Consider the following 14,644-nt stretch of genomic DNA (forward strand, 5'->3'; position numbering starts at 1 on the left):
TTGGAACGACTAGGCGGAGATTTTTTGGTTGAATTGGACATAACCAAGGGGATTTGAGTGAAACAATTTACTGAATTGTCTCTTCTCATTTTCATCCCATTTGTCCACTTTCATTTGACGACGTACAGACAAAACGGGCCTTGGCGTTGTTTCCTGACGCGCAGCTTCATTGGTTTGCGAATTGTGGCCACGTACCCCAACTGGATGTGACGGCTGAAACCGTGGCGCTAATCCTGGCCGTTACGGAGGGTCGTTACGAGCCTCAACCACCAGTTTCTACCTCGACAAAAGAGTCTGAAGTTACAGGAACCGTCTTTCTTGGTATGGGTGTTGCCGTGGTGTTGGTAGGCTTATTTCTTACGTTTGGCCTGAAACGATAAAGGCACATCTAAGCACGAAGGTATCTACGATGTCGGCTACGCTTTAGGGGTATTTCTTTGGACTAATGCTTGAAGATAGTTAAAATCATATTCTTAATGTACCATTTTTGATCCCTCAAGTCTGAAGAGGAAATTATTGGCCACTTCTCGAATAATTACAATTTATGATTTAAACGATTTCGTTAACGAAAACGCTTGGCCAAATGGACGCTATTTGTTTAATGGAGAAATAGACTGACTCTTGCTATTATTGCCTGAAAGCGTTCACGTAATGGTTGGCTTTTATGGACGATTACTACGAAAAGTACAAAACCTTAAAAAGGGTAGGGGAGGATACACTCATTTATTTATTAGTGATAAAATACTATTTTAGGGTAGATGTAAATCAGCTGCTGGCTCATAGTTAGCAACTCTGTTTGCAAGTTGATGGGCGTTTATAGGTGTGCAAAACCAGATAAACAAAATGCCTTTTCGGGCATGTAATTAGTGTAAAATGATAAGAGTTTTTTTTTGGAATCGCCTTTCGAATCAATGTTGAAAACCCAGCTCGAATTAGCCTATAATCGTTTTCCGGTGAAACAGACCCCACTCTTTTAATGAAGTAATAACACTTGCCAGTGATTGGCTATAATCGGTTAATGTGTACTCAACCCTGGGAGGAAAGGTCTCATATACAGTTCGTAGGATCAGGTTATTGGACTCCAGATCCTTTAATTCTTGGGAAAGCTTTTTGTCTGTAATTGGGGTTAACTCTCTTGAAATCTGTTTAAACCGCTTAGAGCCACCGGCTAAGGTAATTAAAATAGGTAGTTTCCACTGACCATTAAGTACTTCTAGGGCATCACGTACTGGAAGTAATGCATCGGTGCACTCCTGTTGAAGTGTAGTTTCTAGGTGGGAGTTTTTGCTGACTTCCATGGGTAACCTTTACTAGCTGAATCGATAGCGCTTTCTAAAAAGATAGTATTGTAATTGTGGTGATAAAGATAAATAGGTTTGCATCTTCATTGATTTAACTGACTCACTTAGCATGAATGTTACCATTTTCGGTGCGACTGGTGCCACGGGGAAAATTGCCATAAAAAAGGCCTTGGAAAAAGGTTATCGTGTAACCGCTTATGTAAGGAATAGATCTAAAATGGATATTGTACATCAACGATTAAGGGTCATTGAAGGCGATTTAAGTAATGAACGAGCAATTGAGCAGGCCCTTGAAAAAGCCGACGCCGTTTTGAGTTTTCTGGGACCAAAAGGTAAAGTTACAGACAATACCCTGAGTGATGGAGTAGGTCACATAGTTAGGCTTATGGAAAAGCAACAGGTCAAACGATTAGTTGCTTTAGGTACCCGCAATATTGAAGTAAAGGAAGATGGTCCCGATTTCAGATTCTGGCTCATGGTCAATCTATTAAAGTTAGTTGCCAGAGGTACTTATCAGGAAGTCATCAATATGGGCCTCCATATCCAGCAGTCTACACTTGATTGGACGATTGTCCGAATACCCTGGCTCACAAATAAGCCCGCAACTAGAAAACTTAATGTTGGCTATTTCGGAGAAAACCAAAGTCTAACACTTAGCCGAGAAGACATGGCCCATTTTTTCATCGATCAGATAAGTGATCGGCACTATATTCAGAAGGCTCCGGCATTGAGTAACGTTTAATAATCGTACATACCCTGAAATAATTTCACAATATCTGTCCAGGGTATAATACGATTCTAGAAGTCATTAAGTTGACTTGACATTGAATAGGCTTTCCACAGTGGCCAAAATAGCCTCTTCCTTGGATCTGGGTTGCCAACCTAATACAGTTTTAGCTTTGTCATTGGAAAGCGTAATATATGACACATTCGGGTTGGTTAAGTTTGATACCGATTGGGCAATTCCACCTTTTTGTGCTTTAAGCAGTTGGGCAATATCGTAGAAAGTCATTACCCCGTCGGAAGTAGCCAAAAACCGTTCACCTTTTGCTTCTGGATTAAGCATGGCCTTGATATGAATATCGGCTACATCGCGCACATCCACTACGCCGAACGAGAATGGAGGGCTTTCTGTTGATGCTCCTGTTAGTATATTCTTAACTAGCTCAACTGAGGCCGAATAGTCTTTCCCAAGAACTGGTCCAAAAATACCGACCGGGTTGATTACCGTTAATTCTAAGCTCCCACCTTGCTTTTCAATAAATTCCCAAGCAGCAAGTTCAGCAATGGTTTTTGATTTGACATACGCTGAAATTTTATCACTTGCCGGGTCGGTCCAATCCTTCTCCGTAAATACATGGCCTTGTGGATTAATAGTGTATCCGATTGCTGCAAAAGAAGAGGTAAGCACAACCCGTTTTACACCGGCCTCTTTAGCGGCTCTCAACACCCGTAAGGCTCCATCGCGGGCAGGAATGATAAGTTCATTCTCTTCTTTTGGTGCCTGAGCAGGAAATGGTGAGGCAATGTGCAGCACATAGTCGCATCGGGCCACTGCCTCTTCCCAGCCTGCGTCTGCAGTTAACTCGGCTTGGTAGAAAGACAGGTTTGTAAAGTCAATTATGCCTGCTTCATTGAGTGCCTGGATGATGGTGTCTTTCTTAGACAAAGAGCGAAGGGTGGTCTTGACGGTATACCCTTGCTGTAGAAGTTGCAGAATGGTGTGGATGCCCACAAACCCGGTTCCACCGGTTACCAGAACGGTTGCATTCATGAATATAATCTCTATTAAACGGGAAAGTTGATTTGGGTTATTGATTCGGCATAATCCCAGAGTTGTTTGGCTAAAGCTTTGTCTTTCATGGCTGGTGTGGAATGGTTCGAGCGTGCCGGATAGCCCGCGTATTCTTTATCCCCATCGGGTCCGTAAAATTCACCGCCTTTGACGGAGGCATCCGTGGCGGCAAAAAGGGTGGGCAGGGCGCCCTGCCAGGGTTCCATCACGTCGTCAAACTGAGCAAACAAACCCGATAATTCCTCGCTGGGAATATGCCTTTGTAAGTCGGTGCGGGTAACGCCAGGATGGGCCGCGACAGAAAGTATAGTACTTTGGACAACCTTTAATCGCCTGTCTAATTCGTAAGTGAATAGAATATCAGCTAGTTTGCTTACAGCATATTCGCGCCAAGCGTTGTAGGGCTGCTCTAATTTCAGGTTATTAAAGTCGATACCGGATGCACGCGTTGCAGCTCCACTGGAAAGGGTTACCACTCTTGCCTTCGGCGTATTTTTCAACATGGGAAACAGATGCCCGGTCAAGGCAAAATGGCCAAGGAAATTTACACCGAATTGTAATTCAAATCCATCGTCGGTTTTTGATGGTGGCGGTATCATAACCCCAGCATTATTCACGAGGATATCCAGTTTTTGATGGTGACGTTTAAATTCATCGGCGAACCTTTTTATCTGATCAAGATTAGCAAGATTAAGTAAGCCCATTTCCAGATTACCCTTTCCAAACGAGTTCTGCCCAATTTGCTCTATAGCAATTTTGGCTTTATGTGCATCCCGAACCGCAATGGTCACAATAGCTCCTGCCTCAAACAATGCTTTGGCCGTCTGATAGCCGATACCAGTATTAGCACCGGTTACAATAGCTGTTTTGCCTGACAAATCAGGTATGTTTTCTGTTCTCCACATAACTATTGGTTGTATTTTCTCTGCAAAAGTCTATCATAACAGCAGATGGAGCTTTGCTATGAGGTTCAATTTTTGTTTGTTGTGAAGGCCAAGCCTGTAAAAAATTTATGAAGATATCCTATCTGAAGTTGCCTATTGATTACTTCCGGCTCACCCTTTAATTACTCTCGGAAAATGGTGGGCCAGCAGGCAATTCCTGATTTGGTTAAAAGGGAAACTAGGGACAACGTATGTTGTTGCTGGGGCTAGCTAGCTTAAACAATATCCTTCAATTTAAAATATTCGGGAAGGTCTTAAAGAGGTCCAGAATAGAATTAAACCGGGTATAAAAGCAACCAGGAATAGGGAAGAAATACCTAAAAATCGATCCAAAGCGGTCGGAAACATATGCATATGGGCCGCATGATAGACAAAGTGGGGCGTGCTAAAAACCAGATTTGAATAAGCCATTAAGCGTACTGTCTTTATGTCACTGTCGAGGATAGCAAAAACAGATAAAGAAGTTAAGCCACAAAAAAAAGCGCCAACATCTCGAATAAGGTGTTCATTATAAGGCCCGTAAATGTCTATCCAATGAAACCCGAAACCGGGGAAGCTAGTATGAAATTCATGGGGGAAGAATAACGCCCATATGCCGGAAACTCCGTTGATTACCAATAAAAAGTAATTCGAACCTTGTACTTTGTTCATAATTGAGGATATAATAAATGGTTAATCTTTACGATACTTTAGTTTTTGACAAAGCCGCCTAACAGAGATTTTAGACTGCATCATCATTTCGTTCTAGCCAAGTAGCTAGGATTCACTACAAATCTGATTGGCTATATACAATAGATGAATTCGAGCTGAATTCAAGGTATTCATGGAGTGAATAGTAAGCGTCAGATTTTACTGAAAATCACTTGGTTTACGTAATAGTAGCTTTCAGGACGCTTCAAAATCTACCGAATTAGGTTTAAGTAAATTGAAACAGGCATCAAAGCAAGTAGGAGTGGGATTGCGACCGAAAAGGCGACTCCTGAGAAGGCGATTACACCGTTATACTTAACATGACTTAAGCCTAGCGACTGAAACGAACTTCTGAAACCATGTAATAGATGCCAGAACAGTGAAAAACAACCAACCAAATAAATAAGTACTTCGACTGGATTATGGAACTTAGATAACATCATCTTATAGAGCGGGAGCTCTTCTCCATATAAAAACTGATTCGTTCGATTGGGAATCCAGAAATTCCGGGTATGGATCACTAGAAATAAGAGGATAAGCGTACCTAAAAGGGTCATACTTCGACTGTACCAGCTACTATTCGCTGCCTGTTTGTTCACATAATACCGGACTGGCCGGGCATTCTTATTTTGCCTCCAAAGTAACAATCCCTGAATTATATGCAGGATAAAAACGGCGACCAAAACAACTTCAATTGTGCGGATTATCAGGTTCGTTGCCATAAAATGAGCCCAATGCGTAAACAGTTTGCCTCCGTCATTGAAAAAGATCATGGCATTAATCGATGTATGGACAATTAAGAAACTAATTAAAAAGAGCCCTGTGGTGGCCATGAGAATTTTCTTCCCAATAGAGCTTGTCAAAAAAGAGGTGAACCAATTCATATTTAGTGGGTAAAATAGAGGTAATAAATAATTCCAGGTTATCTAACGAATAGGTATATACGTATGTAGTAAAAGGCGACATTATATCGTAGAGGAAATGGGCTTATCCAGAGAAACCTTGTTCTCCCGATTTTCAGACCGAAAGATCATTCGAAGCATCTGATCAGACGTTATATAGGCAACGATCCAATTGTAGAGCGTTTTAACCTTGTTATTGTAGTTAACTAGCGAGATAAGGTGAATAAATAACCAGCTTAACAATCCAAGCAGCCCACCAAAGTGCACTTTGTGTTTTAAGAGGTCTGCGAGGGCAGTCTTTCGACCGATAATGGCCATATCGCCACGATCAAAGTAAATAAACGGGGTCGGGGACTGATTCCGCTGAATGCGAATAAGGTTTCGGGCTAGATGCTTTCCCTGTTGCATAGCAGGCTGGGCTAATTGTGGATGCCCATGTGGGTAAGCATTGTCGCCAAACTGAATACTGATATCTCCGATTGCGTAAATATTTGTATACCCCTCTACCCGATTAAAGGAGTCAGTAATGAGACGATTGGTATTTCTGCTGGTGTTTTGATGCAAACCTGGAAATGAATTGGCCGTAACCCCGGCTGCCCAGATCAGGGTTCGGGCTTTTATACTGCTTCCATCTGAAAGTTGTACGGTATCATTCTCAAAACTAACCACCCTTGTGTTCAGTTTGATATGTACCTGTTCCTGGCGTAGGGCGCGAAACGCATCTTTATGCGATTGATCACTCATGGGGGCGAGCAGGTTAGGCGATCCTTCAATTAGATAAATTTCGGCAGCCGCATTTTTTAAGGTAGGATAGTCCTCGCCCAATATATACCTCTTGAATTCGGCGAGCATACCCGCCAGTTCTACTCCCGTAGGCCCACCTCCTGCCAGGACCATCGTTAATAGCACTTTACGTTTATCATAGTCACTCTCCAGAGAAGCCTGCTCAAATGTTTTGATTAATTCATTACGCATAAACAGGGCATCATCAATTCCTTTTAGACTGAATGCATTAGCCTGAATACTCGGATTCCCAAAGTAATTGGTTTTTGACCCTGCAGCCAGCACCAAAATGTCATAGCTAATCTCAGAGCGGTCGCTGAGAACTAGGCTGTTGCTTGCTGGGTTGATCTGCTCTAACGCTGCCATCCGATAGGCAACATTTTTATGGTGAAACAACTTCCGGAATGGGTAACTGATGCTGGATGGTTCGAGGAAACCAGTAGCAACCTGATATAACAAAGGGGTAAAGTAATTATAGTTGTTTTTATCAACTAGGGTAATTGTATACCCTGGATAACCCACCATTTTTTGAATAAAATTTAGCCCCGCAAAACCACCCCCGATAACGACTATATGTTTCTTCACTGCTTGTCTGGTTTCAGCCTTCATTCTTAAAGACAAATTTGTAGTCTAGCCAATACGCCACTTACTTTTCAATTACATTCAGTAATTGATTCAGGCATATTTCATTGAGGTCGGAGTATCGCTTATTGATACAAGTGAATTGTTTCTGGTTTTTGAAGGTCTTCAATCCACCGGTCAATGTAAACCAGTAAATCCCGACGTGCCGGACTAGAATTCAATTCCCCTGTACTGCCAAAGACAATGAGTCCAAGTGCGATGCAATGCGCCACATCGAGCTGAAAGAGTAGCCCAATGCAATAACCCGCAATAAAGTTTTGACGGGCATCTGGAGCTAATTCAAGCGATTGTGGTACGCGTTGTCTTGCCAAAACAAAATATTCATTTTTACTCAGGACAATTGCTTCATTTGCTGAATAAACTAGCAATCGTGTAATGGACATTGTTCTGTAAAGGGAGATGTATTTCCGTTTAAGATCCAGAAAGGATTCTTCTAATTTGGTAGTATCGCCATGAAAGCCGTTGAATATTTTCCAGAGATTGAGCGCTTCTGCTTCATCTAAGGCTAAGGTAACCTGTCCATAGGTTGAGAAGCTACTGATGATGTCGATCGCTTCATCTACCTGAAAAGTAAGTTTGTGTTGCGGATCGCCTAAGTAGAAAATAAATTCCAGATCATATTTCTGAATTGGTTTAATGACATCAAAAAGTAACCCAGTCCATAAATCAGATGCGCCTACGAGTCTGGACCAGTCGTCAAACGCAATTATTCGGCAATTTTTGAATAAGGCTTGTAGTTCATTGATGAGTGCCTCATTTCGAAAATAGTGCCAATTATATTGCTCACTGGCAATTTGGGATGTGTCAAAATCAAACTTATCCAGTTTCGATAAATCGTGTGGCTTATTTAACGTAATACTCCGGATACCTAGAAACTGGAGGATGTTTGGCAGAACCTGTTCAGTAATGCCAAACATGTCCATCTGAGAGCTTGCCCTAAATGGGGTTGCTGTATGCAGAGCTCGCAGGCGATCCAGATAGATGTTCCCAGAACCATTTAGGGTTTGAATTTTTGATTGTAACTCGGTCAAAATAGGTCTTACGTTGACCACCTCTAAATCAAATATTTCCATAATTGAAAACTCATTTAAATGGTATTATCTCTGCCATAATCCATTCTGATACGACGAATTTTCCTTGAGTAGGGCGTAATCGAAAGTAGATTAGGGTTTAGTAACACGGATTCACAAATTCATGCCATCCAGTAATGAACCTGGTTGATCATTCATGCGTAGGGAATCATCCAGATATTCATCTCCTTCCGATAAACTGTCCTCCGAGTGAGGTAAACCGCGATGCCCTTCGGAGTTTGAGATTGCACGGTCCCCTAGATTATCAGGGTCTGCTTCTAATTCAAAGAAATTGAAGTTCATAATCGTAGTTTTTTAAAATGAAGATTGAAGTACTCACTAATGCAATTAGCAGACGACCTTGACAAGCAATCTACCTGAGTGAAATGAATGGGAAGATTCGGTCCGGCATTTCCTTTGGCTATAGTATTTCCAAAGCGTGTGCCATAGTTGGTATTCTCCAGATAAGGGCTATTTGGGCTTAAATTGGCCTTTTTTGAGGCATAAAATTGGTTTGGATCTTTGTGTATATCCAAAACTGGGCATATATCCAGAATTCTGGAGGAAAGGATAATGTAAGTTAGCAGAACAGGATGAGTGTACCTTTCGACAATGCCTAGTGTCTTCTGAATTCTAGATCTTCGAGAATCGTTTTATCGAATGATTGTTTGAAATGCCCTAATTTTATCCATCGAGTTCTACTCAACCTCAGTAGAAGACTGATTAACCGTCGTTGGTAAACAGGGGAACCATACGATTCAGTAATTCTTTTACCCTATGGTAGAAGGCGTTGTCTTCTCAGCTAGTCTTTAACTATGCAAAGGTTTATCATTCTGGTTATTCTGAGTTTACTAAGTAGACTTCTTTATGCTCAGCATGCCAAACCATCCGGGGTGTCTGCTAAACGGATTGTTCCCATGACTGATACGCAGCATGTGAATAAACTGCTTAAGACAAGTTGGATTTATATTTTTAAACCTCAGGAACTGAACCATGATTTGGACACCGCGCTTGTTATGCTCCGTCAGGCGCAGGAATTGAGTAAACGCTTGTCCTATCTTCGAGGGTTAGGCATGGTAAATTATGGTTTTTTTCTGGTCTTGCTTGAGAAAGGAGACCATATAAGGGCCAATCAATACGCCCAACGTGCCATATCTATTTTTACGACAGCACACTGTTGGCAGGAACTAGGTGACCTTTACCTGGATATGACTCGCTTCTACACCCTGGAACGGGATGAATTACCCGAACGGGTGGCACTTTATCAAAAAGCGCTTAATAATTATAAGTTGGCTGGTAATATATACAAGCAAGGTGATGTGTATAAAGAATTAGCCGATCACCATCAAATTCAGGAGAACTATGCACGTTCATTAGTTGAACTTCATAATGCATTAACCCTTTATCGGCAAGCGAACCGTTCTAATTTAGAGCGGATTTATGATTTACTGGGTTTTGTGTCTGGAAAATTAGGAGATTATAAGGAAGCCCTAAGCTATGGATACTTAGCCATTAAAACAGCTGAAAATCAGCATGATTCTACACTTCAACTTTGTACGATTCATAATCGGTTAGGCTTAGTATACCATGCCTTGGGTCAATATAAAGAGGCAAATATTCAGTACCAGACAGCCTTACAAATTGCCTTAAAGCATAAACAGAACGCTTATATCCTCAATGTTTCAGGGAACATTGCTCAATTACTCCTCCAACAAGGAAAACCTGGTCAGGCGTTACGTTTTTTTACCAGGATGAGTATGCAATACCCTCCGCTATCCACTGAAAGCAGACTTGCCATTGCCCTCCATTTATTGAATATCTATTCCGATCTGAATCAAGTTGACAAAGCGCAATTTTATTGTGATCAACTAGTAGACTTATTGGCTAAAAAGGGAAATGGAAGTGTAGAATTATCGGCGATTTATGAAGCCGCAATTCGTTTTCTGATCAAAAGTAACCAGTATAAAGCAGCCTTAACCTATTTAAAAATTAACCAGGAGAGAGGTCAACGAACTGGCTCAACAACAGTTTTGAGTAAAAACCATTTTTTATGGTTTAAGCTAGATTCGCTTATGGCCAATTACCCAGCTGCCATCCGACACTACCAGCAGTATGAATCGCTTCAGGACTCCCTGCTGAATCTGACCAAAAGTCGACATATCGCTCAATTGGAAATTCAATTTGAAACCCAAAAAAAAGATCAGGATCTACGACTTAAACAACGTAATATCCAATTGCTCACTAAACAAAGTCAACTTCAACAAAATCAATTAGAACAGACAACCCTGCTGAAAAATGGGACGATTGCGTTTACAGTTCTTTTGGTTCTCCTTTTGGGTGTAGGGTATAGTCGATACCAAATCAAGCAGCGAAGTAATACCTTGCTGGAGGATAAGCAGATCGAGATCAATCGCAAAAATCAAGAACTGGAACACAACTTAATTGAAAAGGAAAAAATTTTGACCGACAAGGAGCAATTAATCCTGGAAAAAGATCATTTGCTGGATGAACGGGAATGGATGCTGCGTGAAATTCACCATCGGGTGAAAAATAACCTTCAGATTATCACTAGCCTATTGAATTCTCAGGCTAGCTATTTAACAGATAAAGCTGCATTAACGGCCATCCTTGAGAGCCAGAATCGAGTACACGCTATGGCATTAATCCATCAGAAGCTGTATCAATCGGACCGGCTGTCCAGTATTTCAATGGGAAATTACATTCAGGAGATTGTTAATTATTTGTTGGTAACCTACAATCGGGGAACTACCATTCAAAAACGTATTGAGATCGATCCAGTAGAATTAGATGTCACATTGGCTATACCCCTTGGATTGATTTTGAATGAAGCGGTCACAAACTCGCTTAAATATGCTTTCCCTGATAGCAGATCAGGTTCTATAGGTGTAAAGTTTAGTCAATTAAGGAGTAGCCACTATCAACTAATTATCTGGGATGATGGTATCGGGTTTCCTGACGATATTGACCCAACCCAAATCAGGACGCTTGGTATGAGTCTGATACGTGGCTTGAGTGAGCAAATAGAAGGCACTTTGACGATTAAGCAAGCGCAAGGTGTTCAACTCTGTTTAACATTTTCAGAAGGACAATTCGTGTAAGAATTGTCTACCAGCAGCCATTTATTATAAATTGCAAAACCCTGCTATATGATCAAGTAGCAGGGTTTTATATAGAATCAGATTTACGAGAATCTAGTCATCCTGATTTCACTTTGCTCAAGTAATTAGGCACTTATAAAGCTGGATTGAAAATCCTAGGAATCACTATTAAGAAGACACAAGGGCTTAATTTAGTGAATAGCGCTCGACTGCTGAGTCTGCGTCGTTGTTCTCAGCCAGTCTTCGTATAGTATGTGACCGATTCGAGAGTTATCACCTGGAGTTAAGGAGGAATCATTGACGATTGTTCCAAAAAAACCGGCAGACTCGTCAGTAATAACTTGGTGAGAATCACCAATTGCGTTTAAATACCGTCTTACAAATTCATCCATTGGTATTTTCTCCGGTCCCGCTACCTCGATGGCTTCATTCAAAGGTTCGCTTACCACCAAATCCGCCAGTGTTGCTACTACATCGTCGGCAGCTATTGGCTGCATTAGAGTAGGAGGTAGTGGGATTGATTGGCCTTCACTACTCGCATATAAGAATGAGCTAGCGAACTCAAAGAATTGCGTAGCATGTAAAATGGTAAATGGAATTGAGCCAGATTTAACAATATTTTCCTGTGCCACCTTGGCCCGATAATATACATTTTCTAGCATTCTCTCAGTACCCACAATAGTGAGCAAAATGTGATGCCGTACACCAGCAGCCGATTCTGCAGCCTGTAAATTTCTACCTGATGTTTCAAAAAAGTTTAGGGCGACATTTTCCTCAAGTGAAGGATTATTTGATACATCGACGACAACTTGAGCCCCTTCTAGAGCAGCAGCAAGACCTTCACCTGTTACAGTATTAACGCCAGTTTCTGGGGCAGCGGCAATGACCTCAAAGCCAAGTGAATGAAGTTTTGCCGTTAACTTCGAACCGATCATTCCAGTACCGCCTATAATTACAATTTTCATGATTTTGAATTGGGAAGTGATAGCTTAACTTATTTATTTATCCAGTCGTCGAACCGGATTACGCCAGGATAAAAATCACCCTGTGGCACCAAAAGGGATTTCGGGATGTCAAAGAACATATACTTATTCTGGTCGTTGGCTTTAACTGACTTGTCACCTCCATTAACTGAGATGTACCGGGTAACGAACTCGTTCATCGGTGCGCGCTCGGGGCCTGCGATTTCCACCGTGTTGTTTTTGGGAGGTTCCAAGGCGAACTGGGTAACTAATGCAGCCACATCTTCTGCTGCAATCGGCTGGTAATCCACAGTAGAAACATGAATGTGTTCTTCATCGGATTGTACGGCTATAATGGTCGTGACATGCTCATGGAACTGCGTAGCGCGTATGATCGTATAAGGAATGCCTGACGCCTTGATAATATCCTCCTGCTCCTTTTTGGCGCGCAGGTAGCCGATGTATTGTGCCCGATCTGTTCCTACGATCGATAGTAGGAGGTGGTGCTTGACACCGGCCGCTTTTTCCGCTGTAGCCAGATTACTGCCAGCGGTGCGGAAGAAATTGATTGCGGTATTTTCCTCGGGAGAGGCTGAGTTAGAAAGATCAATAACCACTTCAGCGCTTTGCAAAGCGTCCGTGAGCCCTTCACCAGTCATTGCATTGATACCGGTTGAAGGAGATGCTATGATTACCTCATGCCCCAACAGCCGCAGTTTTTCGCTCACATTTGATCCGATCAAACCCGTGCCGCCAATAATTACAATTTTCATAATACGCATTAATTAAACATTATTCAGAATTGACATACTACTGATTGAAGTTGCGGATAGAAGTTCCATTTTCAATCATGACTTTATGTATTGCTCATGCCCTTTGAGGTCAATAATCGAAGGTTTGAGTAGGATTGTACTCAAAGGTTGTACCAATACGATTTGGGTTGACAAAACCCTTGAATAATGCGAATTGCTCAGTTTATGCCAGTTACTTACAATCTGCAAAAATGTACATCTCCAGTTTTATGGATAAACCTAAATTTTCGTAGCAGTGACAGATATATTACGGCTACAGTAATGCTAGGAGTACAAAAATTTTCAGACTATGTAATGCTTTAGTAAGTTCTTAAAGGATAAAGAGTGCATCCAAACTCTAAGAGGAAATAATACAATTCGTCTTTTCAGTGCAGACTTTACAAGATTATATATATCCAGACAGTAGATGATTGTAAAATCATCTACTGTCTGGGCGTTAAGAATATTAGCCAAGGTATTTTTTTAGCTCAGCAGCAGCGTGGACAAATAGTGATTTTACTGTTGGCAGTTCGGCAAGGCCATTCAGTAGTCCAAAGTCATGAATTACACCATCGTATCGGATTGTGGTTACCTGTACACCAGCTTCATCCAGCTTGCGACCAAACGCTTCGCCTTCATCCCGTAGCACATCATTCTCGGCAACTTGAATAAGCGTAGGAGGGAGACCTGTTAACTGTTCAACGGTTGCCTGCAACGGTGAAGCATAAATCTGTTGTCTTTCATTCGGATCTGGTATGTACATATCGTACATCCACTTCATGAGGGGAGTCGTTAAGAATCGATCCTGACCATATTGCAAATAGGATTCTGTTTCAAAATTAGCGTCTACAATTGGCCACATCATAATTAACAGCTTAATATGTGGACCACCATTCATTTTAGCCTTTAAGGCAGTTACAGCCGTCATGTTCCCACCAACACTATTGCCTACTACGGCTAGGTTTTTACCATCAACACCAATTTCATGGCCGTATTCAGAAACCCATTTCGTAGCCGCAAAGATTTCATTAATAGCCCGTGGAAAAGGCGCATCAGGCGTACGTGTGTAGTTGATAAATACAGCCGCAAAGCCCGATAGAACAACGAGATCACGAACCATGCGCTTGTGGGTTGGAAAATCACCAAGCACCCAGCCACCGCCGTGGATAAAAATAAACACGGGTAATATTCCGGGTACTCCCGTCGGCCGCATGACGTCTAAATCGATTGTATAGCCATCTACCTCAATGGTTTTCTGAGAGAGGTAAATTCCCGATAAATCGACAGGAACAGAAGATTGGGCATTTTCCAGTACTGCTCTGGCCTGTAAAGGAGGTAATTGTTCAAGTGGTGGGCCTCCACTGCTATTGAGGACATTCAAAAAGGTTTTGACGCCAATGGAAAGATTTGGGTCATCGTTGACAGGAACCGGCTGTACATGATTAAACACTTCGGTTGTGTTCATAACTAACGAAATTAAAAAGTGAAACAATTGGTAAAGCAAGGGGAGTCACGACAAGACTGGTAGCATGCCGTTTATTTTTGAGACAGCGAAACGTTCAAACGCAAAGCCATAGACTTATGCCTAACGGAATTGGCTAGCGGCATTTCAGAATATGTGGTTCAATAATTAGTAAGCTCTATG

14 protein-coding genes are annotated in these 14,644 nt (G+C 41.7%); 3 read left to right on the forward strand and 11 right to left on the reverse strand.

Features of this window, described 5'->3' with window-relative positions; genetic code table 11:
• Positions 1 to 140: 140 nt before the first annotated feature.
• On the forward strand, positions 141 to 380 hold the full coding sequence (locus tag ACYVJM_RS30865; RefSeq protein ID WP_461151982.1) for an alpha/beta fold hydrolase: 240 nt from the start codon (positions 141 to 143) through the stop codon (positions 378 to 380).
• A gap of 552 nt (positions 381 to 932) precedes the next feature.
• Here the strand turns inward: ACYVJM_RS30865 and ACYVJM_RS30870 are convergent.
• Positions 933 to 1,298 (reverse strand): winged helix-turn-helix transcriptional regulator, encoded by a 366-nt coding sequence (locus tag ACYVJM_RS30870; protein WP_461151983.1) that lies wholly within the window; start codon positions 1,296 to 1,298, stop codon positions 933 to 935.
• A 112-nt stretch (positions 1,299 to 1,410) separates the two neighbouring features.
• Here ACYVJM_RS30870 and ACYVJM_RS30875 point away from each other — a divergent pair, with 112 nt between their 5' ends.
• Entirely contained in the window at positions 1,411 to 2,043 is a 633-nt protein-coding gene (locus ACYVJM_RS30875; protein ID WP_460979333.1) for an NAD(P)-dependent oxidoreductase, read from the forward strand.
• A 66-nt stretch (positions 2,044 to 2,109) separates the two neighbouring features.
• Here the strand turns inward: ACYVJM_RS30875 and ACYVJM_RS30880 are convergent, their stop codons facing one another.
• The 7 genes from ACYVJM_RS30880 to ACYVJM_RS30910 form a co-directional block, all read right to left on the reverse strand.
• On the reverse strand, positions 2,110 to 3,075 hold the full coding sequence (locus ACYVJM_RS30880) for an SDR family oxidoreductase (RefSeq protein ID WP_460979332.1): 966 nt from the start codon (positions 3,073 to 3,075) through the stop codon (positions 2,110 to 2,112).
• A gap of 14 nt (positions 3,076 to 3,089) precedes the next feature.
• Entirely contained in the window at positions 3,090 to 4,001 is a 912-nt protein-coding gene (locus ACYVJM_RS30885; RefSeq protein WP_461151984.1) for an oxidoreductase, read from the reverse strand.
• A 273-nt stretch (positions 4,002 to 4,274) separates the two neighbouring features.
• Complete coding sequence (locus tag ACYVJM_RS30890) at positions 4,275 to 4,691, reverse strand: hypothetical protein (RefSeq protein ID WP_460979330.1); 417 nt, start codon at positions 4,689 to 4,691, stop codon at positions 4,275 to 4,277.
• Between the two features lie 251 nt (positions 4,692 to 4,942).
• Positions 4,943 to 5,614, reverse strand: coding sequence for a succinate dehydrogenase cytochrome b subunit (locus ACYVJM_RS30895; protein WP_461151985.1), 672 nt, complete (start codon positions 5,612 to 5,614; stop codon positions 4,943 to 4,945).
• Between the two features lie 81 nt (positions 5,615 to 5,695).
• A complete protein-coding gene (locus ACYVJM_RS30900) occupies positions 5,696 to 7,024 on the reverse strand; it encodes an NAD(P)/FAD-dependent oxidoreductase (RefSeq protein ID WP_461151986.1) in 1,329 nt (442 codons plus the stop codon).
• A 98-nt stretch (positions 7,025 to 7,122) separates the two neighbouring features.
• Entirely contained in the window at positions 7,123 to 8,130 is a 1,008-nt protein-coding gene (locus tag ACYVJM_RS30905) for a hypothetical protein (protein WP_460979327.1), read from the reverse strand.
• A gap of 111 nt (positions 8,131 to 8,241) precedes the next feature.
• A complete protein-coding gene (locus ACYVJM_RS30910) occupies positions 8,242 to 8,430 on the reverse strand; it encodes a hypothetical protein (RefSeq protein WP_460979326.1) in 189 nt (62 codons plus the stop codon).
• A gap of 614 nt (positions 8,431 to 9,044) precedes the next feature.
• Here ACYVJM_RS30910 and ACYVJM_RS30915 point away from each other — a divergent pair.
• Positions 9,045 to 11,246: a tetratricopeptide repeat-containing sensor histidine kinase gene (locus ACYVJM_RS30915; protein ID WP_461151987.1), complete on the forward strand. Its 2,202-nt coding sequence runs from the start codon at positions 9,045 to 9,047 to the stop codon at positions 11,244 to 11,246.
• Between the two features lie 191 nt (positions 11,247 to 11,437).
• Here the strand turns inward: ACYVJM_RS30915 and ACYVJM_RS30920 are convergent, their stop codons facing one another.
• The 3 genes from ACYVJM_RS30920 to ACYVJM_RS30930 form a co-directional block, all read right to left on the reverse strand.
• A complete protein-coding gene (locus ACYVJM_RS30920; RefSeq protein WP_460979324.1) occupies positions 11,438 to 12,211 on the reverse strand; it encodes an SDR family oxidoreductase in 774 nt (257 codons plus the stop codon).
• A 29-nt stretch (positions 12,212 to 12,240) separates the two neighbouring features.
• Entirely contained in the window at positions 12,241 to 12,981 is a 741-nt protein-coding gene (locus ACYVJM_RS30925) for an SDR family oxidoreductase (protein ID WP_460979323.1), read from the reverse strand.
• 484 nt (positions 12,982 to 13,465) lie between these two features.
• Entirely contained in the window at positions 13,466 to 14,464 is a 999-nt protein-coding gene (locus tag ACYVJM_RS30930; protein WP_461151988.1) for an alpha/beta hydrolase, read from the reverse strand.
• Between the last annotated feature and the right edge of the window lie 180 nt (positions 14,465 to 14,644).

The sequence above is a fragment of the Spirosoma pulveris genome, assembly GCF_054781875.1.

Excerpts from the sequence above, each read along its gene's own strand:
- ACYVJM_RS30870 (WP_461151983.1), bottom strand. The coding sequence starts at position 1,298 with ATGGAAGTCAGCAAAAACTCCCACCTAGAAACTACACTTCAACAGGAG.
- ACYVJM_RS30875 (WP_460979333.1), top strand. The coding sequence starts at position 1,411 with ATGAATGTTACCATTTTCGGTGCGACTGGTGCCACGGGGAAAATTGCC.
- ACYVJM_RS30880 (WP_460979332.1), bottom strand. The coding sequence starts at position 3,075 with ATGAATGCAACCGTTCTGGTAACCGGTGGAACCGGGTTTGTGGGCATC.
- ACYVJM_RS30885 (WP_461151984.1), bottom strand. The coding sequence starts at position 4,001 with ATGTGGAGAACAGAAAACATACCTGATTTGTCAGGCAAAACAGCTATT.
- ACYVJM_RS30890 (WP_460979330.1), bottom strand. The coding sequence starts at position 4,691 with ATGAACAAAGTACAAGGTTCGAATTACTTTTTATTGGTAATCAACGGA.
- ACYVJM_RS30895 (WP_461151985.1), bottom strand. The coding sequence starts at position 5,614 with ATGAATTGGTTCACCTCTTTTTTGACAAGCTCTATTGGGAAGAAAATT.
- ACYVJM_RS30900 (WP_461151986.1), bottom strand. The coding sequence starts at position 7,024 with ATGAAGGCTGAAACCAGACAAGCAGTGAAGAAACATATAGTCGTTATC.
- ACYVJM_RS30905 (WP_460979327.1), bottom strand. The coding sequence starts at position 8,130 with ATGGAAATATTTGATTTAGAGGTGGTCAACGTAAGACCTATTTTGACC.
- ACYVJM_RS30910 (WP_460979326.1), bottom strand. The coding sequence starts at position 8,430 with ATGAACTTCAATTTCTTTGAATTAGAAGCAGACCCTGATAATCTAGGG.
- ACYVJM_RS30915 (WP_461151987.1), top strand. The coding sequence starts at position 9,045 with ATGACTGATACGCAGCATGTGAATAAACTGCTTAAGACAAGTTGGATT.
- ACYVJM_RS30920 (WP_460979324.1), bottom strand. The coding sequence starts at position 12,211 with ATGAAAATTGTAATTATAGGCGGTACTGGAATGATCGGTTCGAAGTTA.
- ACYVJM_RS30925 (WP_460979323.1), bottom strand. The coding sequence starts at position 12,981 with ATGAAAATTGTAATTATTGGCGGCACGGGTTTGATCGGATCAAATGTG.
- ACYVJM_RS30930 (WP_461151988.1), bottom strand. The coding sequence starts at position 14,464 with ATGAACACAACCGAAGTGTTTAATCATGTACAGCCGGTTCCTGTCAAC.